The sequence below is a fragment of the Sphingomonas sp. DMC8 genome (assembly GCF_056314185.1).
Window position 1 is genome coordinate 109,456 of record NZ_JBQUYV010000001.1, and the last position, 23,892, is coordinate 133,347.

15 protein-coding genes and 1 tRNA gene are annotated in these 23,892 nt (G+C 64.7%); 7 read left to right on the forward strand and 9 right to left on the reverse strand.

The features are described from left to right. Both typA and ACT53K_RS00585 read right to left on the reverse strand, forming a co-directional pair. Complete coding sequence (gene typA, locus ACT53K_RS00580) at positions 1–1,842, reverse strand: translational GTPase TypA (protein ID WP_476226580.1); 1,842 nt, start codon at positions 1,840–1,842, stop codon at positions 1–3. Between the two features lie 106 nt (positions 1,843–1,948). Then, positions 1,949–2,497 (reverse strand): DUF3237 domain-containing protein, encoded by a 549-nt coding sequence (locus tag ACT53K_RS00585; protein ID WP_476226581.1) that lies wholly within the window; start codon positions 2,495–2,497, stop codon positions 1,949–1,951. 132 nt (positions 2,498–2,629) lie between these two features. Here ACT53K_RS00585 and ACT53K_RS00590 point away from each other — a divergent pair, with 132 nt between their 5' ends. Both ACT53K_RS00590 and ACT53K_RS00595 read left to right on the forward strand, forming a co-directional pair. After that, positions 2,630–3,835 carry a toxic anion resistance protein gene (locus ACT53K_RS00590; protein WP_476226582.1) on the forward strand — a complete coding sequence of 402 codons (1,206 nt, stop codon included), beginning with the start codon at positions 2,630–2,632 and terminating at the stop codon, positions 3,833–3,835. A gap of 6 nt (positions 3,836–3,841) precedes the next feature. Continuing rightward, positions 3,842–4,561: a hypothetical protein gene (locus ACT53K_RS00595; RefSeq protein ID WP_476226583.1), complete on the forward strand. Its 720-nt coding sequence runs from the start codon at positions 3,842–3,844 to the stop codon at positions 4,559–4,561. Between the two features lie 61 nt (positions 4,562–4,622). Here ACT53K_RS00595 and ACT53K_RS00600 read toward each other — a convergent pair whose 3' ends face one another. Both ACT53K_RS00600 and ACT53K_RS00605 read right to left on the reverse strand, forming a co-directional pair. Next, the gene (locus ACT53K_RS00600; protein WP_476226584.1) at positions 4,623–9,245 is read right to left on the reverse strand and encodes an NAD-glutamate dehydrogenase; all 4,623 of its coding nucleotides are present in this window, start codon (positions 9,243–9,245) and stop codon (positions 4,623–4,625) included. Positions 9,246–9,334: 89 nt separating this feature from the next. Continuing rightward, positions 9,335–10,606, reverse strand: a complete 1,272-nt coding sequence (locus ACT53K_RS00605) for a PAS domain-containing protein (RefSeq protein WP_476226585.1) — start codon at positions 10,604–10,606, stop codon at positions 9,335–9,337. A gap of 202 nt (positions 10,607–10,808) precedes the next feature. On the opposite strand from ACT53K_RS00605, the gene ACT53K_RS00610 reads away from it, so the two are divergent. Continuing rightward, positions 10,809–10,884, forward strand: a tRNA-Thr gene (locus ACT53K_RS00610). Here ACT53K_RS00610 and ACT53K_RS00615 read toward each other — a convergent pair. Both ACT53K_RS00615 and ACT53K_RS00620 read right to left on the reverse strand, forming a co-directional pair. Then, positions 10,855–11,541, reverse strand: a complete 687-nt coding sequence (locus tag ACT53K_RS00615; protein WP_476227264.1) for a carboxylesterase family protein — start codon at positions 11,539–11,541, stop codon at positions 10,855–10,857. The two genes, ACT53K_RS00610 and ACT53K_RS00615, sit on opposite strands and share 30 nt — an antisense overlap. 200 nt (positions 11,542–11,741) lie before the next feature. Beyond that, complete coding sequence (locus tag ACT53K_RS00620) at positions 11,742–14,561, reverse strand: TonB-dependent receptor (protein ID WP_476226586.1); 2,820 nt, start codon at positions 14,559–14,561, stop codon at positions 11,742–11,744. Between the two features lie 207 nt (positions 14,562–14,768). On the opposite strand from ACT53K_RS00620, the gene ACT53K_RS00625 reads away from it, so the two are divergent. From ACT53K_RS00625 to ACT53K_RS00640, 4 genes are all read left to right on the forward strand, one after another. After that, positions 14,769–15,323, forward strand: a complete 555-nt coding sequence (locus ACT53K_RS00625) for an RNA polymerase sigma factor (RefSeq protein ID WP_476226587.1) — start codon at positions 14,769–14,771, stop codon at positions 15,321–15,323. Continuing rightward, positions 15,323–16,252: a FecR family protein gene (locus ACT53K_RS00630; protein ID WP_476226588.1), complete on the forward strand. Its 930-nt coding sequence runs from the start codon at positions 15,323–15,325 to the stop codon at positions 16,250–16,252. The genes ACT53K_RS00625 and ACT53K_RS00630 overlap by 1 nt, the downstream gene beginning before the upstream one ends. Then, a complete protein-coding gene (locus tag ACT53K_RS00635) occupies positions 16,233–19,217 on the forward strand; it encodes a TonB-dependent receptor domain-containing protein (RefSeq protein ID WP_476226589.1) in 2,985 nt (994 codons plus the stop codon). Before ACT53K_RS00630 ends, ACT53K_RS00635 begins: the two co-directional genes overlap by 20 nt. A gap of 452 nt (positions 19,218–19,669) precedes the next feature. Beyond that, positions 19,670–20,956, forward strand: coding sequence for a hypothetical protein (locus ACT53K_RS00640; RefSeq protein WP_476226590.1), 1,287 nt, complete (start codon positions 19,670–19,672; stop codon positions 20,954–20,956). 185 nt (positions 20,957–21,141) lie between these two features. Here the strand turns inward: ACT53K_RS00640 and ACT53K_RS00645 are convergent, their stop codons facing one another. The 3 genes from ACT53K_RS00645 to ACT53K_RS00655 all read right to left on the reverse strand — a co-directional run bounded on the left by ACT53K_RS00645 (position 21,142) and on the right by ACT53K_RS00655 (position 23,775). Further along, a complete protein-coding gene (locus ACT53K_RS00645; RefSeq protein WP_476226591.1) occupies positions 21,142–22,437 on the reverse strand; it encodes a hypothetical protein in 1,296 nt (431 codons plus the stop codon). 106 nt (positions 22,438–22,543) lie between these two features. After that, positions 22,544–23,419: a hypothetical protein gene (locus ACT53K_RS00650; protein ID WP_476226592.1), complete on the reverse strand. Its 876-nt coding sequence runs from the start codon at positions 23,417–23,419 to the stop codon at positions 22,544–22,546. Further along, entirely contained in the window at positions 23,413–23,775 is a 363-nt protein-coding gene (locus ACT53K_RS00655) for a DUF6152 family protein (RefSeq protein ID WP_476226593.1), read from the reverse strand. Before ACT53K_RS00655 ends, ACT53K_RS00650 begins: the two co-directional genes overlap by 7 nt. Positions 23,776–23,892: the final 117 nt, after the last annotated feature.

Consider the following 23,892-nt stretch of genomic DNA (forward strand, 5'->3'; position numbering starts at 1 on the left):
TTACGCGGCGTCCTTCGCCCGGCTGGCGCGCTTGCGCTCGTGCGGATCGAGGTGGCGTTTGCGCAGGCGGATGGTCTTCGGCGTTACTTCGACCATCTCGTCGTCGTCGATGTACGCGATGGCCTGTTCCAGCGTCATCTTCTTCGGCGGGGTCAGGCGGATCGCGTCGTCCTTGCCGCCCGAGGCGCGGAAGTTGGTCAGCTGCTTCGCCTTCATCGGGTTGACCTCAAGGTCTTCCGTCTTGGCGTTCTCGCCGATGATCATGCCTTCATACAGCGCTTCGCCATGGCCGACGAACAGGATGCCGCGCTCTTCGAGCGGGCCCAGCGCATAGCCCTGGGCTTCGCCCGCGCCGTTGGAGATCAGCACGCCGTTCTTGCGGCCTTCGATCTTGCCCTTGTACGGCCCGTACTTCTCGAACAGGCGGTTCATGATGCCGGTGCCGCGCGTGTCCGACAGGAACTCGCCATGATAGCCGATCAGACCGCGCGACGGAGCTGAGAAGGTGATGCGGGTCTTGCCGCCGCCCGACGGACGCATGTCGGTCATCTCGGCCTTGCGCTGGTTCATCTTGTCGACGACCGTGCCGGAGAATTCCTCGTCAACGTCGATCACGACGGTCTCATACGGTTCCTCGCGGCCCTCGGGGCCTTCGCGGAACAGCACGCGCGGACGGCTGATGCCCAGCTCGAAGCCTTCGCGGCGCATCGTTTCGATCAGCACGCCGAGCTGAAGCTCGCCACGGCCGGCGACTTCGAAGCTGTCGCGGTCGTCGCTCTCGGTCACCTTGATCGCGACGTTCGATTCCGCCTCGCGGAACAGGCGGTCGCGGATCATGCGGCTGGTCACCTTGGTGCCCTCGCGGCCCGCCATCGGCGAGTCGTTGACGGCGAAGCGCATCGACAGCGTCGGCGGATCGATCGGCTGCGCCTGCAGCGGCACGCTGACCGAGGTGTCGGCAATGGTGTTCGACACCGTGGCGACGGCGAGGCCGGCGAGGCTGATGATGTCGCCTGCGCGCGCTTCTTCCACCGGCACGCGATCAAGGCCGCGGAACGACATGATCTTCGAGGCGCGACCGGTCTCGATGATGTTGCCTTCGTTATCCAGCGCGTGAATCGCCTGGTTAAGCTTCACCGTGCCGCTTTCGACGCGGCCGGTGAGGATACGGCCGAGGAAGTTGTCGCGGTCGAGCAGCGTGACGAGGAACTTGAACTCGGCGTCCGGGTCCACCTGCGGCGGTGGCACATGGTCGACGATCTTCTGGAACAGCGGCGTCAGCGTGCCTTCGCGCGCTTCGGGATCGTCCGAGGCATAGCCGTTGCGGCCCGAGGCATACAGCACAGGGAAATCAAGCTGTTCGTCGGTCGCCTCAAGGGTGACGAACAGGTCGAACACTTCGTCCAGCACTTCCTGCACGCGCGAATCGGCACGGTCGATCTTGTTGACGACAACGATCGGGCGCAGGCCAAGCTTGAGCGCCTTGCCGGTCACGAACTTGGTCTGCGGCATCGCGCCTTCGGACGAGTCGACCAGCAGGATCACGCCGTCGACCATGCTCAGGATGCGCTCCACCTCGCCGCCGAAATCGGCGTGGCCGGGCGTGTCGACGATGTTGATGCGGATGCTGTTCTCTTCCGTGCCATCCGGCGACCAGTCGACCGAGGTCGGCTTGGCGAGAATCGTGATCCCGCGCTCCTTCTCGAGGTCGTTCGAGTCCATCGCCCGCTCTTCGACGCGCTGGTTGTCGCGGAAGGTGCCGGATTGGCGGAAAAGCTGGTCGACGAGGGTGGTTTTGCCGTGGTCGACGTGCGCGATAATCGCGACGTTACGGAGGTTCATGCGATTTCCTGATTGGCGCGGAAGCGCGCGTACGGGCGGCCGCATAGCCGAAATGCTGCGCCGCGGGAAGGCCCCCGCGCTTGCTCCGTCTATCCGGACTTTCCCGCTACAGGATGCGGTACACGGTGATCCGAACAGCCGACCCCTTGCCAGCTGGCGGTGCGCCGATCGTGCCGGTGAAGACCGACCGGTTCAGCCAGGCATGCGGCCCCTCTGGCACTTCGAACCACGGCACGGTGCGAATGTACCGCCGCGCAGGATCGTGGCTGATCAGGCCTTTGTTGATTACATGGATCAGCGTGCCGTCGTCGGTCTGCATCATGTAATCGGCGTAGACATCGAGCATGCCATCGGGCCGCTCCAGCTGCCAGTCCATGCCGCCGGGCAGCACTGTGCCGCGGATGCGCGGGCCCTCGAAGGTGCCGCCGGTAATCGGGATGCGGTTGCGCGTGCCATAGGGTGTCTTGCCGACCGGGGTGGCGGGGGCCAGCGTGACGATCGCTTCGTAAGCAAATTCCAGCGCAAGGCTGGTCGCCGCATCGGGCGCGGCCTGCGCCTGACCGCTGCCGGCGCCGGCAGCCAACCCGATCATGCCCAAGCCGCCGAGCAAATCGCGCCGCCCCATGCCATCGCCGCCCATATCCCTCTCCGTCATAGCGCTTCCGCCGATAAGCCGGCGCATCCCGTTTTGCGTCAAGTTGATTTCGCCACTGTGGTATCTACATGACACACTTGCGGGATACGTGCTTCGCCTGCATGGTTATGGCCAGATGTTTGGAGAGCGACGATGGCGACTGAGACTCTGACGGCCGAACAGGATCTGGTGCTGACGCCGCCCGATCCCGTGCCCGCCGTGGCGCCCGAAAAGGCGGCCGGGCTGGTGCCGGTGGACGACGGCAAGAAGTCCGAACTCGACAAGCGGGTCGATGGCTTCATCGACGATCTGGTCGCGCAGGATGTGAACTCACCCGAATTCGGCAAGCGTGTCGATGCCATTGCGGCGATGGGCCAGAAGGAAATCCGCGATGCGGCCGGCCAGTCGAACCGCTTCCTCGATCGCCCGGTGCGCGCAATGGGCAGCGACGGCGGCGTCGGTGCCGACCTGCTGGCGCTGCGTAAGACGGTGGAAGACCTCGACCCGTCGCGCAACGGCAAGCTGGTCGGCGGCAAGGACGGCTTCCTGTCCAAGCTGTTCGGCGGCGGCGGGTTGACGACGTATTTCCGCAAATACCAGTCGTCGCAGAGCCATATCAACGCGATCCTGAAGAGCCTGGCCAACGGCAAGGACGAGCTGTTGCAGGACAATGCGGCGATCGCCACCGAGCGCGCGAACCTGTGGAGCGCGATGGGTCGGCTGGAGCAGATGATCTATCTGTCCAAGGCGATGGACGCGAAGCTGGAGGACCGCGCCAACGAGCTGGATCATACCGATCCTGCGAAGGCCAAGGCGATCCGCGAGACTGCGCTTTTCTATGTGCGCCAGCGTACCCAGGACTTGCTGACCCAAATGGCGGTGACGGTGCAGGGCTATCTCGCGCTCGATCTGGTCAAGAAGAACAATGTCGAGCTGATCAAGGGCGTCGACCGCGCCTCCACCACCACTGTTTCGGCGCTTCGGACCGCAGTGACGGTGGCACAGGCGCTGAACAACCAGAAGCTGGTGCTCGACCAGATCACCGCGCTCAACACCACGACGGCCAACCTGATCGATTCGACCGGCCAGTTGCTCAAGAGCCAGACCGCCGCGATCCACGAACAGGCGGCGAGCTCGACCATTCCGGTCGAGACGCTGCAGCGCGCGTTCCAGAACATCTATGACACAATGGACGCGATCGACACCTTCAAGCTGAAGGCGCTCGACAGCATGAAGGTGACGGTCAACACGCTGTCGAACGAGGTCGAGAAGTCGAAGGGCTATATCGCCCGGGCCGAGGGCGCCGAGCAGAACCGGCTGGGCGGCCCGTCCGACAGTTTCAAGCTGGAGGCGATGTAAGCCGGCATGTCCAGCGAAGTCGACCGTCTGCTCGCGCGCGGCGAGGAACTGATCGAACGCTCGCGCGCCCGCACCGAAGGGGCGCTCGCCCAGCGCAGCCGCAAGCGGCGCGAGGCGGAGATCATCGCGCGCGTCACCCGGATCGCGGCTGCCGATGCAGTTATCATCGTTGCGGCGATCGTGATCGGCATGCTGCTGCCGACCGGCATCGGTATGTTCGGCGCGCTGGCAGTGATGGCGCTGCTGATCCTGGCCACGCTGTTCTTTGCCGCGATGCCGGTCACCAGCGCCCCGCGCGTCGAGCAACTGGTGCAGGTGCCGCTCAAGTCCTTGCCCGCCACCACCGAACGCTGGCTGGAAACGCAGCGACTGGCGCTGCCCGCACCGGCGCGCACGTTGGTCGATTCGATCGGTGTGAAGCTGGAGACGCTGGCGCCGCAGCTTGCCCGGCTCGACGAACAATCGCCTGCGGCCAACGAAGTCCGCAAGCTGATCGGCGAGCAACTGCCCGAACTGGTCAAGGGCTATGACCGCGTGCCGCAACCCCTGCGCAGCGTGCCGCGCAACGGCCTTACGCCCGATCAGCAGCTCGCACAGGGGCTGCAGGTGATCGACGAGGAAATCGCGGAGATGACCGCGCAACTGGCGCAGGGCGATCTCGACGCGCTCGCGACGCGCCAGCGCTTCCTGCAGATCAAGTACAAGGACGAAGACCTCGGCGCCTGACGCTGCGGTCTGACGCGGGAAGCGGATGGCCCCGGCGTGCTGCCGGGGCCATCGGCCTTCGTTATTCGCGGCCCAGCAGCACGCGCGCCTGTCCGGCGATTTGCGCGAGCATCGCCGCGTTGGGCGTCGCCGCCTGCCGTGCGCGCCGCACCAGGCCGGCGAACTGGTCGACCCGCGACTGGTGGCTGGCAAGCCAGGCCTGCACCGCCGCCTGCGGATCCTCGCCATCCACCCGGGCGAGGAATTCCAGCCGCAATTGCTGAAAATCGCGCGCCAGGCTGGCGATCAGCAGGCGCTCCCATACATCGCCGGTGCTGATCCGGGCAGCCGTTGCTTGCGCCCAGTCGAGGCCCAGCGCCTGTCCGAGCGAGGTGAAGGCGCGTGTGAGCACCACTTCGTCGATCCCGCGACGCTGGCCCAGATCGGCAAGGCCGATCGCGCCGTCGAGTTCGAACACGCGCACGACCTTTTCGACCAGATCCGCCGGGGCTCCCGCAGCCGTCAGGCGACCGCAAATGCGATCGGACTGGGCCCGAACCTCGTCGAGCAGCAGATCGGCAGTCTGGCTGCCCAGCGCGGTAATGCCGGGCTGCAACCGCGCGATCACCTCGGCCGGGCTCGCGCCGGGTCGGGTGACACGCAACAGATCGGCGATCTGCCCGCGCACCGCCACAGCCAGCTCTTCCAGCAAGGCAAGGCGGGCACCTTCGCTGATGGCTGCGGTTTCCACCGCTTCCCACAGCGCCGGCAGCCCGAAAAGCCGCTCCACCACTACGAACATCGCAGCGATGTCGCGCATCGAGGCGCCTTCTTCCTCAGCCAGCTCGAACGGATGGAGTACGCCCAGCCGGTTGATCACGCGATTTGCCAGCTTGGTGGCGACGATTTCGCCGCGCAGCCGGTGCTCGTCGATCGCAGTGCCGAACCGCGCGCGCATGGCTGCCGGGAAAGCGGCATGCAGGTCCTCGGCCAGTGCCGCATCATGGCCCAGCGTGCCCTGTTCGATCGCATCCTGCAGCGCCAGCTTGGCCGAGGCGAGCAGTACCGCCAGTTCCGGCCGAGTCAGCCCGCGCCCATCCTGCGCGCGGCGCAGCAGTTCCTCGTTGGTGGCCAGCCCCTCCACCGCGCGGTCCAGCCGCCCGCTCGATTCGAGCACTTCGATCACCCGGACATAGCTGGGCAGGTTGAGCGGCCCGTCATTTTCCATGAACGACAATGCCAGCGTCTGCAGGCGATTGTCCTCCAGCACGATGTGCGCGACATCGTCGGTCATCTCGGCGAGCAGCGCATTGCGATCCTCAAACGCCAGCCGGCCTTCGATCATCTCGCGGTTGAGCGCGATCTTGATGTTGACCTCATTGTCCGAACAATCGACGCCCGCCGAATTGTCGATGAAGTCGGTGTTCAGACGGCCGCCCTTGCCCGCAAAGGCAATACGAGCAGCCTGCGTGACGCCCAGATTGGCGCCTTCGCCGATCACTTGCGCGCGCACCTGCTCCGCATTGATGCGGATGCGGTCGTTGGCGGGGTCGCCCACCTCGCCGTTGCTCTCGCTCGCGGCCTTCAGATAGGTGCCGATGCCGCCGAACCACAGCAACCCGACATGCGCCTTCAGGATCGCGATCATCAGGCTGTTGGGGTCGATGGTGTCGACGTCCAGACCCAGCAGCGCCTTGACCTGCGGGCTGAGCGGGATCGACTTTTCGGTCCGCGCAAATACGCCGCCGCCTTCGGAAATCAGCTCCGGATTGTAGTCGGCCCAGCTCGACCGCGGCAGGGCAAACATGCGCGCACGTTCTGCCCAGCTCTTCGCCGGATCGGGATCGGGATCGAGGAAGATGTGGCGATGGTCGAATGCCGCGACCAGCTTGATTGCCTTGGACAGCAGCATGCCGTTGCCGAACACGTCGCCCGACATGTCGCCCACGCCTGCCACCGTGACGGGCTCCGACTGGATATCGACGCCCATTTCCAGGAAATGGCGGCGCACCGATACCCAGGCGCCCTTGGCGGTGATGCCCATGGCCTTGTGGTCATAGCCATGGCTGCCGCCGGACGCGAACGCATCGCCCAGCCAGAAATTGCGTTCGACCGCGATCTTGTTGGCGATGTCCGAGAAGGTCGCGGTGCCCTTGTCGGCGGCGACGACGAAATAGGGATCGTCGCCATCGAGGACGGTGACGCCCTCCGGATGCACCACGTCGCCCGCCACGATATTGTCGGTGATCGACAGCAACGCGCGGATGAAGACGCGGTAACTTTCGGTTCCCTCGGCCAGCCAGGCGTCACGATCGACGGCTGGGGAAGGAAGATGCTTCGGATAGAAGCCGCCCTTGGCGCCGGTCGGCACGATCACCGCATTCTTCACGCGCTGCGCCTTCATCAGGCCCAGGATCTCGGTGCGGAAATCGTCGCGCCGGTCGGACCAGCGCAGGCCGCCGCGCGCCACCGGGCCAGCGCGCAGATGGATGCCCTCTACCCGCGGGCTGTACACCCAGATTTCGCGCCACGGCAGCGGTTGGGGCAGGCCCGGCACCTTGGCCGAATCGAGCTTGAAGGCCAGCGCCTCTTCGCCTGCCGGGGCAAAGGCGTTGGTGCGCAGCGTGGCGAGGATCACGCCCTTGAACAAGCGCAGGATGCGGTCGTCGTCGATCGCAGAAACCTGCGCCAGGCCGGCATCGATCGCCTGTTCTGCCGCTTCGATCTGCGCGGCATTGCCACCGCGCGACGGATTGTGCGCGGCTTCGAACCGTTCGACCAGTGCCGCCGCAACCAGCGGAGCGCGCCGCAGCGCATCGACAACCGTGCCGAGCCCATACAGCATGCCGGCTTGCCGCAAATAGCGGAACCATGCGCGCAGCAGGACCACCGCCGCCGGGGCAAGGCCGGCTTCGACGATCAGACGGTTGAACAGGTCGTTTTCGGCCCGACCTTCCAGCACGGCGGCGATCGCTGCCTCGACCAGCGCAGGATCACGATCCAGCATGTCGCTGCGCGTGGCCGGCGCCACCTGGAAATCGTGGATGAAGGCGCCGTTGTTCAGTTCGGTCGGCACTTCTTCCAGCACGCGGAAGCCGAAATTCTCGAACGCCGGGACCGCATCGGACAGCGCCAGCGCGCCACCCAGGCGGTATAGCTTGATGCGATATTCGCCAGGCGTGCCTTTCACTGGCAGGATGCGCACCGAACGCGCATCGTCATCTTCGAGCGCACCGATCCGCACCATGTCCTGCGCGGCTTCCTCGGGCGTGTGGGTCAGCCGGTACACGTCCGGGAAGGCATTGGCGAGCCGGAGCGAAAGGCGGGCGGCCCCGCTGCCGGCAATGTCGCTCAGGCACGCCTCGACCGCAGGCGCCCAGCCGCGCACCATCCGTGCGATCCGCGCATCCAGTTCGGCGGCGTCGGGCATGGTCGTATCGCCGCGAAGGTCGAGCGTGTAGCGCAACTGCGCCAGCACGCCGTCTTCCAGCGCGATCGACCAGTTGATCATCTTCGCGTGGGCGGCGTCGACCAGCATCTGGCCGATCGTCTCGCGATGTCCGGCGGCCACCTGCTCGCGGGGCAACCAGACGAAGGCGAACAGATGGCGGCCCAGCGGGCTGCGCACCAGCACCAGCTTCGAACGCGGGCGATCTGCCACCGACATGGCGGTGAGCACCAGATCCTCCAGCGCTTCGATGTCGAACGCCGTGGTCAGATCGTGCGGCAGGCCGGTCAGCGCGTGCGTCATCGCCTTGCCGGTGTGGCCGCCGGGATCGAAGCCGAACTTGCGCTCCAGCAGTTCCAGCCGGTTGCGCAGCATCGGCACCATTGCCGGCGGGGTGTTGAGCGCCTGGCTGGTCCACAGGCCGTAATGGATGGAGAGGCCCGTCACTTCCCCGCCCGTCAGGACCGGTGTTACGACGATGTCGAGCGGCACCCGGCGGTGCACCGTGGAAATGGCATTGGACTTGAGCAGCAGCGGTGTTTCGCCGCCGATCCGGAAATAGTCGATCGCGAGCTGGCGCGACGGCTCGGCGAGCAGCGGCACGTCGTGGGTATAGCGCGCCAGACCAAGCGGATCGATGGATTCGCCGTCGGGCGTCCAGCGCTCATGGCCCAGCAGCGTCATCGCGTCATCGGCGAACCAGCGCAGCAGCGCCTCGCCCTCGCGCGAAGGGACACGTGCGGCATCGCCGCCCATCGCCTGTTGCAGGGGCCGCCAATCGTCCACCACTTCGCGGACATGTTCGAGCACGCGCTCGATCTCGGCCGTCAGACCACGGCGGGTGCGCGCGTCGGCGCGCTCCATCTCGATATAAATCATCGACTCGGGCCGCGCGTCGCTATGCGCCTCGTCGATGGCGATGACATGGCCGTGGCCGTCACGCGCCACGGGCAGGATCGGGTGGATAATGCGGAAAATGCCCAGGTCGAACGAAGCGATCGCGCCCGCGATCGAGTCGACCAGAAACGGCATGTCGTCGTTGATCACGGCCAGCCGCATCCGGCGGCTATTGTCGTCGAGATAGGTTTCCAGCTGCAGCTTTACGGTGCGCGGCGGTCGCTCCGTTGCCGTCTCTGCGACGAAGCGGACCGCGTCAGCGCGCTCGGCATCGTCAAAACCTTCCAGCTCTCCGGGCAGGGCACCTTCGAAGATCCGCTCCTCGAAAGCCCGCATGATCGTTTTTTCCATGACTTTCATATAGAGGGCTATGCGCCCGCGCGGATGTCACCTCAAGTCTGGAAAATGTCGGAGAAAGGGCGCAAAAGCGCGCGCCCGGGGTGCGCGAGTCAGGCTGCCGCGCGGCGAACCGCGCGCTCCGTCAGCCCCGGATCGCCATCCAGCGCCGCGACGATGTCCAGTCCCGCATGGCCTGCACGCGCCAGCAGCAGCACGAATTCATCCTCGCTGCCCAGCGGCAGTTCGACATGCGCCAGCACCGGGCGATCGCGCAGCGCCTGGGCAGCGCGGGCGAACACGGCCTGACGCGCGGGATTGGCCGGCTTGCGGCGCATTTCGCGCTCGGCTTTCACCACGCCCTTAATGCCGCCAGGGGTGATTTCCAGAAACGCATCCAGCCCGCCCTGTGGCACGGCGATGCGCTTGGCATGGGTGAGTACCGCGGCGAACTCCGTCAGCCGCGTCTTGTCGTAATCGGCGCCGAAGACCAGCTTGACGATCGGCGTCATCGGCGCGCGCGCCTGGGCGGCCAATCCGGCCTCTTCGAGCAGCGCGGCATAGGCTTCCCCGTCGCCTTCGGTGGCGAGCGCGAAGGCATAGGCACGGTCCAGCGCACGATACAGCGCCGCGCGGCCACGCAGATCGGAAGCGCGTGCGGCAGCCGCCGATTCCCGCGCCAGCATCAGCTGGTCGGCCAGTGCCGAGCTGAGTTCGGTGCGCGGCAGGTCAGGCGTGGCGGGGGCGCCGAAACCGGCGCTGGGCCCATCCGCCCATACCGCGGCCGGGACCGGCGGCGGCGGCGTGTTACGGCGCGCATCTTCCATGGCGGCGTTCAGCTGCGCCTGGGTGTCAGCGTCAACCAGCTCCTTCCAGTTGATCACGCCATAGATGAAGTCGATCGTGTCCTCGTCGGACGAAAACGGCATCAGAATGCCACGATACAGCGTATTATGGCCGCGCTGGCCGACGAATTCGGCTTCAAAGCCGATCGGCGCGCGATTCGCGATGATCTGGAGATAATGGTCGGTCAGTCGCGACAGCAAGGACCGGGTGGGCACCTGGCCGACGTTGGTGATCGACGTGTCGACGCCGCACTCCTCGCGCAGCGCCCGCCCCAGATAGCGGATTTCCGGATCTTCAATGCCCTTCGAGAAGTCGAGCAGCACGCTGTTCGGGCCGAAATCGGCAATATTCTCGGGATCAAGGTCTTCGATCGAGGGATAGGCCCGGCCGCCCAGCAGCGAGACCCAGTGATTATAGGCACGCACATGCATGCGGCGTTCGTCGCCGCCGATTTCGATCGGGCGATCGATGACGGCGTCGTCCGGCTCGTTCGCATCGTGCGATTCGAGCGGATGCCTGATGCCGCGAGCCATGTTCATGCGCGTGCTCCAATGCGGGACCTCGGAGGCCCCAAAAAAACTGGTCGAAAAGGCTTTTGCACCCTGCGTGGTAAACGGCGCGTAAAAACTATCTTCGGGGATGACCGGCGTTTTGCTCGCTGAAGCAGCGATGCAGCGCTTGCCAGCCGCCGATCCTGCTGATAATGGCGCCGCTCTCTCGGGCAAATACGCCCGACGGTTGGCCGCTTTAGCTCAGCTGGTAGAGCATCGCATTCGTAATGCGGGGGTCACAGGTTCGAGTCCTGTAAGCGGCACCATCCCTTCCAGAAGCAAATTTGCCGAGCCCTTGCGGAAGGAGCTTTCCCGTGGGTCGGTCGTGGGTCCTTTGTGAGGCAGCTTTGGAAGGCAGTCGTGCCACCAGTGCGCAAGTTGGCCTCCGCCTCGTGAATCGTTCCCTCGTTAGAAGGCCGGCACGTTTTGGACCGGCTGCTTCCGACCAGATTGCGTCGTTCGCCCGTTACGGCGCGAACGTCCGAATCTGCCAGGGGCCGCCGGCCGCGCGTCAGGTCGCGCGACAGGGGCGACGCCATCAGGGTGCTGACCGACATCGATCCGGCAGAGTCACCACCGACCGTGATCTTGTTGGGATCACCGCCGAAGGCCGCGATGTTGCGCTTTATCCAACGCAGCGCAGCCGCCTGATTGAGCAGCCCACAGTTTCCTGATGCCTGGTGCGGCGACTCCGCCGTGAGGTCGGGATGCGTGAGGAAGCCGAACACGCCGACGCGGTAATTGGCCGTGACGACGACAATGCCCCGCGCGGCCAGTGCTGCCCCGTCGTATCGCTTCTCGGAACCATCCCCGGCCAGGAAGCCGCCACCATGAAGATAGAGCAGGACCCGAAGGCGCCATGCCGCCGTTGCGCACGATATGCGCTGAGTCGGGTTTCGAAAGCCTGCGGTCGAGCGCGGCAGTAGCGTCGGGCGCTCTCTTTTAACGTCTTGGCCTCATCAAGATCTGAGCTGTTTGTACGAAGCTACCTCGACCATCGCTTGATCTATTCGGCAGCCAAAAACGAGCAACAGACCTCCACCGGACCGTCCCGATTGGCGAGCAGGAAAAAAGCAAAAGGGCGACGGCACCGTGGAAGGTGCCGTCGCAGGCTCAGGGAATATCAGAAGGAATATTTGAGGCTTGCGAGCGCCGTCGTCCCCGAATTGACGATGTCGGAAATCGCCAGCGAGTTGCGGCCGATATGCGCCCAGTAGGTGTAGTTGTTGAACAGGTTGGCGACCGACATGTCGGCCTTCACCCCGTGCCCGAAATCATAGCCGACATGCAGGTCGACCCGCTGGATCGGCCGCACCCAGCGATCGTCCCAGCGCGTCGCCTGGCCCAGATAGTTGTACGATTCGAGATAGGCGCCGGTGTAGTTGTAGATCGCGTCGATCGAGAAGCCGTGCAGCGAATAGAAGACACGGCCCTGCGCAATGACGTCGGGTGCGTTCTGGATCTGGCGCTGTACCCCGCCACCGATGTCGACATTGCTCCACTGACGGGTCAGGTTCGCACCCACGCCGAACCCGCGCAGGAAGCCCGGCAGTTCGACGAACGTCTTCTGGGCCTGGAACTCCAGGCCATAGATGTTGCCGCTGCCGCCGTTCCGCGGCTGGCTGATGAACGTCTGGTTGGTGCCGTCGCTGGTCGCCGTGTTCAGCAGCGTCGTGCCGCTGTCGTACATATAGTTGCGGATGCGCTTGTAGTAGCCGCCGAACATCGCATAGCCAGACTGGGCGAAGTTCCATTCGACCGAACCATCCACATTGGTCGCACGGATCGCCTTCAGGTTCGGATTGCCCTGAACGATCGTCGTCTTGCCGTCGTCGCCGGTCCGGGCAGTCGAGCTGCCGCCGAGCTGGAAGAACGGCGGGCGGGTATAGGACTGCCAGATGTCGCCGCGTACCACGACCGCAGTCGAAGGACGCCAGTTGACGAACAGGCTGGGCAGCAGCGCATCGAAGCTGGACTTGTTGCTTGCGAAGGCGCCGGGCTGCTCGTTGCCCGAGGTGTATGGGATCACCCAATAGGTGTTGCGGATGTCGGTATGTTCGAACCGCACGCCCGGAATGATTTCGACATTGCCGGTCTTCAGCGTGGTCGTGGCGTAGCCGGCGCTCACCGTCTCGCGGCCCTTCAGTGTCCCGCAATTATAGTTGTTGGTGTACAGCGAACCGCAGGTATCGAAGCTGTTGTAGCTGGACCCGTCGGCTTCCTGAGCGAACTGGTACTTGTAGAACAGGTTGAACAGAGCCTGCTTGTTGAACCGCGGCAACGACCAGTCATACAGGCCCGGATAGGTATGTGCATAGGTGCCGTTGGTCAGCCCCAGTTGCGCCCAGGTGACGGTCTTGCCGACATAGTTGGCGACATAGTCCGTGGTCCAGTCGCGGCTGGTGACATCACGGGTGCTGGTCTGGAGCTTGCCGCCGAACGCGATCGACTGGACAATGCCGTCACGGTCAGAAAGATCGCGGCTGATGTCGAGGCGCCCGCCCCACTTGCGCTGGCCGCTGAACTGCTCGGTCAACTGGCCGGCGCGACGGCCCGGCAGGACGTTGGCCGAGTTGTCCAAGGCGTTGAAAATGGCCTGGTTGAGCAGCGCGACCGGATAGTCGTTGCTGTAGCCGACCTGCTGGCCGCCAAGTGGGATCTTCGAGCCGTTGGTGTACTTGTCCGACTGGTTGCTGCGTGCCGAAACCTCGATGTGGTTCGGCCGGTTGTTATGGCCTTCGCTGTAGAAAATCTCGGGCGCGACCTTCCAGCCGCCGATCTCGGTTTCGCCACCGAACGCGGCGGTGGCCAGGATCGAGGTTTCCGGATTGGTCTCGAAATAGTTGCGGACCGACACTGCGGGCGAGGTCAGCACATAGCGGTCGGTGCCCGGCGACTGGATCCAGGCCTTGGTGCCGCCATTATACTGGGCAAGCGTCGAATCCTGCGTCGTTATCGCCTTGGCATAGGTGCCACGCAGATAAAGCTGGGTGGTGCTGTCGGGGTGCCAGTCAAGCGAGGCGTTACCGCCGAAGCGATTGGTGGCACCGCTCGACACACCCGCATCGAAGCCGGTCAGCGCGGCGTTGCGCTCCGGATCGAGACCGGGATAGCTGGTTCCCTTCGTGTCCGACGCATTGGCATAGCCCCAGCTTCCATCGTCGTGCGCCGACTGGGCGCCGCGGATTTCGCTGTTGGTGTAGGTGCGGCGTTCGAAATAGCCGCTCGCATAGATGCCAAAGTTGTGATCGGCGCCAAAGCGCGACGACAGCGACGCGGCGGCGCCGCCGCCCAGGCCGTTATCGCCATAGGTGCGGGCGCGGGTTTCCAGGCGGCCCGAGGCAGTCACGCTGCCGTGCAGCGCGTCGGAATAGTCGAACGCGGTGGGGGTGCGGAAATCGACGGTGCCGCCGATCGCGTCGCCATCCATGTCGGCGCGCGACGCCTTGCTGAGCACGATGGTGTTGAGGCCGCTCGGAGGCAACAGGCTAAGCTGCACGCCGCGGCTATAGGGCTGGCCCTGCGCGACGTTGACGCCGTTGATCAGGTTTACGTTGTATTCGGAGTTGAGACCGCGGATCGCGACATACATGCCTTCGCCGCGCGACGCGCCATCGACGCCGCCGATGAACGACGAGCCGGTGTTGACGACGTTTACGCCCGGCAAGAGCCCCAGCGCTTCGGCGACGTTATGAACTGCAGTGTGCTGCAGATCTTCTTCGGAGAGCACCGCGATCGGCTGCGCCGAGCGGAACTGGATCGACGCCGCCTGCTTGCGCGTGCCGATCACTACCACTTCGTTCGGATCCTTGCCGTGTGCCGACGCCGCGTCGGTAGCGCTTGCGTCGGACGTCGACGCCTGGAGATCCTGCGCAATCGCCGGTGCGGCAATCATCATCGCGCTGGCGAGCAGCGCAGCCTTACCAATCGAACGTTTCATCATTGTCATTTCCCCATCGGACGAAACCCCGGCCAATCATCGCTGGCCGGGTTCAGAAGGGAGGACGCAGCCGAAACGGAGATTCCCCGGGAAAAAGATTCGGGCGAAAAGTCACGGCAATGTCACATAGCGACCCTAACGGAGCGCGTTGCAATCGGCGTCGGAGCGGCGGATAAAGTGCGCGTCGGGTCCGTGTGCGCGGAACACAAGATGGTAGATGAGAACATCCTGCGCGCGCCTGCCGATGCTCGTTCCTTTATCGATCGCGGATCGTGCGACATTATCGCCGACGCCGAAGAAATGGCGGCGCTGCGCCTATATTTGAAAAGGCGGGTGCGTGACCCTGCCGATCTCGACGACATGGTACAGGATGTCTATCTGCGCGTGCTGTCGGCACCGCAGGGTGGATTTGTGGAGAATGCGCGGGGATTTTTGCGTCGGATTGCGTCAAACCTCTTGATCGACAAACATCGTAGGAGAGCGACGCGGATGTCTGATGAGCATATGCCGCTGGATGAAGCCATCATGGATGACCGCCAGCTCGCGCCGGACCGCATCGCCAGTGCACGCCAGGAACTCACCGTGCTCGGCACTGCGTTGGATGCGATCACGCCGGTCGCGCGCGATGCGTTCCTGCTGGTGCGAGTGGAAGGCTGTAGCCACAAGGAGGCTGCCAATCGCTTGGGCATCACGCCCAAGGCAGTGTCGCACCATGTCGAACGCACCCTCGCGAAGCTCGCCGAACGCCTGATGGACCCGGCCTGATGGTGCGCGATACCGGCAACGGACGGCTACTGGTCGAAGCGGCGGCCTGGCTGGAGCGCGCACGGCACGGCGATGAAACCGACCGGCGCGCGTTCCGTGACTGGCTTGCCGAATGCCCCGAACATGTCGCGGCAATGGACCTGGTCGAGCGCGCCTGGCGTCGGGCCCCGGCTGCAGCGCGCGCCGCGGGCGTGCGCGTGCACCGTCCCGCGCGGACTCGCATGGTGCTGCCCGGCTGGGGAATTCCGGCGATGGGCGCGGCGCTGGCGGGGATCGGCGGTGTGGTGCTGTGGTTCGGCACGGTTCAGGATCAGCGGCTCGACGCCTCCGGGGGCGTTCGGGCCGCAACTCTGGCCGACGGCAGCAGGATATGGCTGACGCCGCACAGCAGCGTGACCTTCCACACTGACCTGCTCGGTCGCACCGCGACGCTGACTGGCGAGGCGAGCTTCGAAGTGCGGCACGAACGACGGCCGTTCCGTGTCGAAACCGACACGATCCGCGTCGTCGACAAGGGTACGCTGTTCTCGCTCGCCCGGCGGGGCCAGCGCACCACCGTGGTGCTGGCGCGCGGTGCGATCGACGTGGAAGATCGCCAGACCGGCGCCGCGATCGCGTCGCCCACGCCGGGCCAGCAACTGGTGATCGAAGGAGACACGGCGACGGTATCCGCAATCGATGCGGGCGACGCGCTGGCCTGGCGTGACGGGCGGGTCGTCGCGCGCGACATGCCGCTGGGCGCCGTGGCCGCGCGGTTCGGCGAACTGGGTGGCCCGCATATCCGCATCCTCGATCCGTCGCTTGCGCAGTTGCGGGTCTATGGCACCTATCGCATCGACGATGTCGTTCCGTTCCTCGACGCGACCAAGGCGCTCGCTTCCGTGTCGTGGCGCCGGACGGAGGACGGGTATGAGGTTCGCCGGCGCTAGCTTCGTGGCGGCCGGGCTGGCCTGCGCGGCGCCGCCACTCGCGGCGCAGACTGCGCCGATAGCGGGGATCCAGTTGCCTGCGCTGCCACTCGGCGACGCATTGTTGTTGCTGGCTCGCAAGACCGGCCACAATATCCTGTTCACGGCGGCCGATGTCGCCCGCGCGCGAAGTCCGGCGATGCGGGCGCGCGATTTCGACGATGCGCTTCGCCAGATCGCACAGCACAACGGCCTGGTCGTCCAGCGGCTGCCCGGCGGCGCGGTACGCCTGACCCGGCAACGCGCACCCCGCCACGCGCCGGCGCAACCACGGCGCCGTTCGCCCCCGCCGTCGCCGCCCGCGCCGCCGAACGAGGATGTCGTCGTCGAAACTACCCGTCGCCGGGCCGACACGCTTCCTGCCTTGACCCGCTCGACCGAGACGCTGGGAGCGGGCGAGATCGAGCGGCTGCCCGACCGTACGATCGCCGAGGCGCTGGGTCGGCTGCCGGGTATCCTGACGCTGAGCACCTCGCTCGAAGGCGCGATGGGCCGTGTCGATCATGCCAGCCGCGCGACCGGCGACTTCGTTGCGATGCGCGGGCTGCCGGGCAGCTATCTCGACGTTCAGGTCGATGGCGTGCCGATACCGCAAAGCCTGCCCTATAGCCGTGGCTCGCAACTGAGCCTGATGGCGGGCTCGCCCGAAACCACATTACAGCTCCACACGATCCTCGATGCCAGCCGCACGGGCGCTGCGACCGCGGGGATGCTCGACATCCGCCACGCCGATCCGTTCGACGCCGCAGCGCACAAGGCGAAGCTGCGGCTATCGACCGGCTGGGACGATACCGCCCGCCGCCTTGGACAGACCGCGACGATCCTGGGAGCAAGCGCAGCTGCAGGATTCACGACCGCCGACGATCGGGTGGCGGTGTTCGCCAGCGGGGCGCTCGCCCGCAGGCCATTTGCGAGCGTCGAGCAGACCTTCCAGTCGGGCAATCTCGCCTTTGCGGTAAGCGATGCCGCCGGTGCCAGCCCACCCGGAATCGATCCGGCAGCCAATCTCCGCCTCGCCGCGCTCAACGCGCAGGTGACGCGGGGTGTCAGCCGCGAGGCGAGCGGCCATCTCGCGATCGGCTGGCGACCCGATCCCCGGTTGACGTTGACCGCGCGGCTGACCGGGGCGACGCGCGCGGTCGACCAGGATATCTATCAGCTCAGCGTCCAGGGCGGACGCTCTCTCGACTATTTCACCCGTACCTCACTGGGTAACGGGCTGTTCCTGAACCAGAGCACGCGGGCCGACGCGCACTACTGGTTCCAGACCAACCCCGAACGCGACGTGCTGGGCATCGCCCAGGCCGAGGCCGAATGGCGTGATGCGCGGGTTACGCTGAACGCCCGGCTGTTCCGGGCGGTCGGTCGGACCGACCGGCCCGATCATATCGAAATCTCGTTCTGGGATCCGGTGGCGACGCGGCTGCAGGGCGGATTGGCACTCGATTATCGCGACGGCCTGCCCATATTCGCGCTATCCGGCGCCGATCGGGCACTGCTTGCCAACCCGCTTGCCTTCCCGATTCACAATCAGGGCGAGCGCGAGAGCGAGTTCAGCCGCGATCGTCGTCTCGGCGGCGATCTTGCGAGTCGCATCGTCCTGCGCCCCGGCCTTCAGCTAAGCCTGGGAGCAAGCCTGCTCCGATCGACCCGCACGCGCTCGACCACGCACGACAGTCTGAAGGACGTATTTGCGGCGGGCACTACGCTGGGCCAGACCGGGCTGGTACAAAGCGCAATCGGCCCGCTCCTGCCGGGTATCTACGCTTTCAGCGTACCTGTAATCGACGACGATGCGTTACTGCGTGCGACCCGGGGCGCCGCGACGCTCCCCAAATCGATCGACGATCTGAACGGCAACGCGCTGGCAACGCAAGAAGACACGATCGCCGGCTATGCCGCGCTTACCGTTTCGGCAAACCCGAACCTGGATATCGCCGTGGGGCTGCGTGCGCAGGACGTCCGCCTCGCGGGCAGTTTCTGGCTGGCCGGCAACAACGGCGTACCGGCATCGGGTATTGCCTATGGCTGGAACGACCTGCACGCGCGCTACGGCGCGTTACTGCCGAGCGTGGCCGCGACCTGGGACAGCGGCGGCGGGCTGACACTCGATGCCAGTCTGTGGACCAGTCAGACGCGCCCCTCGCCCTACCAGTTGAGCGGCGGCGGCAGCACGACACAGGACGCCCAGGGGCAGGTTCTGGTGCAACTTCCCAATACTGGTTTGCGACCGATCGATTCGATCAACGCAGACATCGCCATCCACTGGCATCCGGCATCGGGCGTGACCTTGCGGATTGCCGGCTTTGCGAAGCACCTGCGCCACTATCTGTACGATGCCGGCAATGCCCAGAATGGCGCAGCGACCACGGCACTCGACAGCAGCCTGCGCGTCGTTCAGCCCAGGAACGGCGGCGATGCCGACGTTGCCGGGCTGGAAACCGCGCTCGCGCTACCGCTTGCCACGGTCGGCCCAGGCCTGCGCCACTGGACGATTGGCTATGACGGCACCTTGCTCACCAGCGCCGTCCATCTGGACACGCCGCAGTTGCGCGCTGTCGAGCGTGCACAATATGCTCCGACGCTGCGGTCGCGGCTATGGCTGCGCTATGATGATGGGCGCTCGTCCGCCGATTTGTCGTACCGCGCCACGGGAGCCTATATTCAGGAATATGGCATCCAAGTGCCGCTGATGGGCGGCGCCAGCACGGTCACTAGCAGTGCGCTCGACACTTGGGTTCGCCCCTCGACCGCTCTCGACCTGGGAATAGCCTATCGCCTGCCGCACATGACGCTGCGCCTGACTGTGCGCAACGCCCTCGACGCCACCGTCTATCGCAGTACGATTGGCCGCAACAGCGACGCGGGGCCGCAGACGATCCTGGGCGGACGCCAGGTCGGGATTGAGTGGACGCTTCGGCAGTGAGGTGTCGCGTGGAGTTCGGCAGCTTCAATGCGGCGTCCTAGATAGCGCCTTAGATTTCGCTGGTGAACCGGTCAGCGGCACATGGCCCCCGCTGCCGGCAGATGCTGGATGGCAGCCAGCCGAGCGGTCCAAGAACGGGTAGCAGATCAATTTCCCGCGAAGGCCCGCGCAAAGTGGGCCGCGAATCTGCGAGCACCCACTCCCGGTCCCGGCGGACCCGTATCTCCCGTCTACTGCACTGAACCACGCGCGGACGACACGGGACGTTCGGAACAGCGTTTTGGGTGACTGCAACAAGGTCCTTACGGGGAAGCGGTAAGGCTTTGTCGAACGGTTGTGCGGCGCGTCCGCGGGGAGGCTCAATCAAGAGCCTTGAACCTCGGTCCCTGGCAGCTACCATCACCGCTAACAAAAGATCGGGGAGCGACCGCACGTTGGAAAGTTTCACAGCGTTGAACGAGGCCGATGTAGACCTCAAGCGGTCGGTGATAGAGCAGGCTGTGGAATTCCGCGCGGTTCTGGCGGCGGAGGGCCGAACCACCAAGCTCCTCGAGCTCTTCGACTACCTTCTCGAACGCTCAACTGATACGCGCGCGCCGAAAGAAATAGAAATCGCCATGTCCGTGTTCGGCAAGGATGCCGAGTTCGACACCGCACAGAATTCGACAGTGCGCGCACACGTATATCGGCTTCGTCAGCGGCTGGACGCTTTTTATGCCGGGAAGACCGGCCTGCGGCTGCATATTCCCAAGGGGGAGTATCGCATCGCGCGCACAAGCGATCCCGACTCCGATGAACAGGATATGGACCTGCCGCCATCGGAAACGCGATCGGTCCCGGCGCCCCGGCGGCGTGCAACGGCCTTGTTGGCGATCGGCGGTGCGGCCAGCGTCTTGCTATGGGCGGTACTCTGGGCGTCCGCATCCCATCCGCGAGAGGGGGTGGAAAAGCTGACCTCGCCCTTGGCGGCGACGTCGTTCTGGGCACCGATCGCCACACACCGGCAAGTTCCGGTAATTGCCGCGAGTGACTTCTACATGCTGGCCGAAGGCGCAGCAGAGGGCGGAGTCACGCGTCTCTTCAAATATCCCTTCATCAACTCGGAACGGGATTTGCTCGACTATTTGAAATCGCACCCCGACCAGTTCAGCAAGTTGCGCGACCGCGACATCCACCGCGTTCCGGCGAGCGTCGCGACGGGTGCAGAAGCCATATTGTCGATCGCGTCATCGGTCCGGCCGGACCACGGCATGGGAGAAATCATTCCCGTCTCGCAGCTCTCCCAGGAAACGATCGACGCAAGGAACATCATCTACATCACGCATTTCTCGCAGCTCGCCACGCTGCGCTCGCCTTTCTTCCGCCGCTCTGGCTTCGAGCCCGGGACCGATTTCGACGAGGTGAAGGATAAGGCGTCGGGGCAAACGTTTCGGGCATTGCTGAAGGATACCGATCCCAAGAACCGGAACGGCTATGACTATGGTTATCTCGCCAGCCTGCCGGGTACTTCGGGTAACCAGATACTGGTCGTCTCGGGCATTGACGATTCGGCTTTGTCCCGCATGGTGCGGCTGGTCACGGACAAGCAGCAGCTCGATGCCCTGTCCGCAAAGTTGGGCGGCGCGAGGGCGTTTGAGGCGCTGTACCGCGTTCAGGTTACCGGGGGCCTCGTTTCCGAGACGACGCTGCTGATCGCGCGCCCGCTGTCGGACGCGCCCGCACGCGGCGCATCGCGTTGAGCCCCTTCAAGGCGACCGTCCTCAGAGACCGTTTGAGAATTCGGCGGCCTAGGGCTGGCGAGAGATTTTTCGTCGCCCGCGAGGAGGCTACCGCAGCCGATGCCGGAAGCATCGGTGAGGATCGGTAACGCTGCGGCGACGGAAAAGACCCGGCAGCCCACCCGATCGAATTCCCAAACGGTCTCTCAGTCCTGGAATGCCTTGTCCCAGATATCGCCTGTCTTGATCGGGCGAACGATGAGCAAGGTACTGCCATAGCTTTGATCGAACATGGTTCGGACCTGGTAGAGGGCTTCGAATGCGTTCAAGTCTCCGCCGATTCGACGGCGAAGTTGTTCAACCATCTTCGCGTCGGTGACGACGCTTACCATCTGTCGCGCACCGACATCCCCCGTGCCGGACAGGATTAGGATCTGGCGGCCGGATGGACCCGGCAGACTTGCGATATACCCATAATCGCGTCGCGGCACGATGCCGTCGCCAAGCAGATACGGGCTGTCCGACAGGAAACGCTGGCCCGAGGTCTTGTCGATCAAGTCGTAGCAACGCGTGCCGCAGCGGAATCCCGATATCTGCTGCCATGGCCCGCGCAGCCAAGGGGACAGTGCGTCGAGCGCCCCTACGTAAATCAGGTTAGCGGACTTCATCATCTCCGCATCGAGTGCCGACGACGTCACTGGCTTCAGGGTGGCGGGCTTCAGATAGGATGCGAGGCGGCTGACGGGCGCGAGCAGGCTCGAACTCACGGCATAGAGATCCTGATTCTCCAGGGTCCTCTGCGCTGCCGGATTCTGCATCAGATATTCGTAGAACGCATCGGGTGAGGTGATCGACAAGTCCTGTACGATCGCTTCGTCGCCAGCGTTCCCGCCGCCGCGGCTGGAAAACAGGAAATAGTCGCCCATCACCACATAGGTGGGTACGGCCTCTCCGAGGAATGGAGTCCAGAGCGGCGAGGCGGTCCTCGCTGGCTGCTCGCCCTGTGCGCGATGCCAGTAAAGTAGAGCGGCCGCGGCGTTCAGAGCCAGCAGAATCGCCGCCAGCACCCAGATCGGCTGGAACTTGCCTTGGCGGTTCGTTGCTTCCTCGGCAGTCCCCTCGGTCGGCGGCACTTCTGGGGCGATTTCCGGTCGCTCGAGCACGAACCCGTATTCGCCTTGGGGAATGTTAAGCCGCGGGCCCTCCTTGCCGGCGTAGTAGAGGTCAAGCTTCTTGCGGAGCCGATAGACGCCAACGCGAACCCGGGAGCCCTGCTGACCTGGCGCCGCCCTGCCGTCGGGAAACACATTCTGTGCGATCTCCGACTCTTTCGGGCGATGGCCGGCGAGCGACTGCTCCAGCAGGAAATCGAACAGACTGAGCAACGTATCCGAGCGGTTGGAGGCGATGAAACCCCGCACCTTTTGGCCCTCTTCATCGAGCGCGCGGGCCATCTCGTCCAGAATGCACGACTCTTCTGCTTCCATCTGCTTCCTGTCCACCCCAGTATCCAAAACCCCTTAGCGGTGGTGCATAGGGCATGTCATAGAACGCAGGGGTGCCCACGCAACCCGGCAGATGGAATCGATCGGCGTCCCCGACCCTGTGCTATTTGGTCTGGAAAGTCACCGTCCCGTCCGGATTGACGGTCTCCAGGCCATGCGTGCAGACATATTCGGGGATGCGATAGTCATGGTTACGGGTGTACTTCCAGGTCCAGCGATACGGGGTCTTTAGATACTCCGGATCTTCGATCGTGAAGTCTCCCCGCAACATGTCCGGTCCGGTAAGAGTGTAGCGTTCGGTGACGACCATCCGATCGCCATGGGGGATCTCGAAGAATTCGACGTCCTTTTTCACCCCCCGCGAGGTGACCACCAGCGTATTGTGGTCCCAATGGGCCGAAGCGAAGCCGTTGAAGGTCGGTTCCAGATCGTCCGGGGCCGGGAAGGGGGCGTCCAGATAGATTCGCCGGGTTTGCGCGAACAGTTCGGCCAGAACGGTAATTCGTCCCGGTGTCTGCAGAATTTCGATCGGGTAGATCGCCTGCATCATCGTTGGAATCCCCTCGGGCAGGCAACGTGTGCTCGGATCGACGAGCGCATGGCCTGCATCAAAAGCGGCTTGGCGCTTCTGCCGTATGGCCTTCCACTGCGCGGCATAGGGTTCCAGAAGATCCGGTCCGGGCCGCGGGGGCGGGATGTCGTCAAAGCCTTCGCCGCCTTCCTCGAACGGGCTGGGATAGCGCTGCCAAACCCCGGTGATGTTAGGCGTGGGTGATGGGGCCGGCGTGGCGGCGGGGCTAGGCGCGAGCGCGGTTTGCGCCGGTGCCGCACTGTTCGCCCCTGACGCCAGGGCAGCGGCGATCGCCAGAATAGTCATTTTATCGAAGCGCATCAGGGTCTCATCCCATTTCAACGACAAGGGATTGCGGACGCAGCCCGGCGGGGTTTCTGCTTTCAGGCTGCAGCAGCGCGTCACCAAGCTTGCAGCTTCTGCCCACCCTCCAGGGTCGCAATCTTGAGCGCGCCGCCAGGTTTGCCGTCTCGGAGCGGATAGAAGGTAACGGAGATTTTGTCGCCGCCCTTCAGCGTGTTGAACTTCCAGCCGGTCTGCCGCATATTTGACGGGCTGCCGCATTCCAGCGTGTAGGTAGTGTTGCCGCTTTTCACGAGCACATAGACATGGGGATTCGCCCACTGGTACTGCGTTACCGTGACGTTCTTCAGTTCCACGATCTTGGTTTGATCGAACATCGCGAAGGAGTGGTGCGCGAGCGCCGGGCCTGACATCATCAAGGCTCCGCCTATCAAGGCTGCAATTCGCTTCATCCTCTTCATTCCGAATTCTTCCTTATCTGAGCTTCGGCGTGCCGGTGGCGCCATGCGCGCGACAGAGCGAACTGGCGCGCCCGTTCCTTGATGGGCAGGGACCGTTCCGGGTAGAGCGCAACCCTA

Excerpts from the sequence above, each read along its gene's own strand:
- ACT53K_RS00655 (WP_476226593.1), bottom strand. The coding sequence starts at position 23,775 with ATGAAGAGGATGAAGCGAATTGCAGCCTTGATAGGCGGAGCCTTGATG.
- ACT53K_RS00595 (WP_476226583.1), top strand. The coding sequence starts at position 3,842 with ATGTCCAGCGAAGTCGACCGTCTGCTCGCGCGCGGCGAGGAACTGATC.
- typA (WP_476226580.1), bottom strand. The coding sequence starts at position 1,842 with ATGAACCTCCGTAACGTCGCGATTATCGCGCACGTCGACCACGGCAAA.
- ACT53K_RS00600 (WP_476226584.1), bottom strand. The coding sequence starts at position 9,245 with ATGAAAGTCATGGAAAAAACGATCATGCGGGCTTTCGAGGAGCGGATC.
- ACT53K_RS00605 (WP_476226585.1), bottom strand. The coding sequence starts at position 10,606 with ATGAACATGGCTCGCGGCATCAGGCATCCGCTCGAATCGCACGATGCG.
- ACT53K_RS00620 (WP_476226586.1), bottom strand. The coding sequence starts at position 14,561 with ATGATGAAACGTTCGATTGGTAAGGCTGCGCTGCTCGCCAGCGCGATG.
- ACT53K_RS00625 (WP_476226587.1), top strand. The coding sequence starts at position 14,769 with ATGGTAGATGAGAACATCCTGCGCGCGCCTGCCGATGCTCGTTCCTTT.
- ACT53K_RS00590 (WP_476226582.1), top strand. The coding sequence starts at position 2,630 with ATGGCGACTGAGACTCTGACGGCCGAACAGGATCTGGTGCTGACGCCG.
- ACT53K_RS00585 (WP_476226581.1), bottom strand. The coding sequence starts at position 2,497 with ATGACGGAGAGGGATATGGGCGGCGATGGCATGGGGCGGCGCGATTTG.
- ACT53K_RS00635 (WP_476226589.1), top strand. The coding sequence starts at position 16,233 with ATGAGGTTCGCCGGCGCTAGCTTCGTGGCGGCCGGGCTGGCCTGCGCG.
- ACT53K_RS00630 (WP_476226588.1), top strand. The coding sequence starts at position 15,323 with ATGGTGCGCGATACCGGCAACGGACGGCTACTGGTCGAAGCGGCGGCC.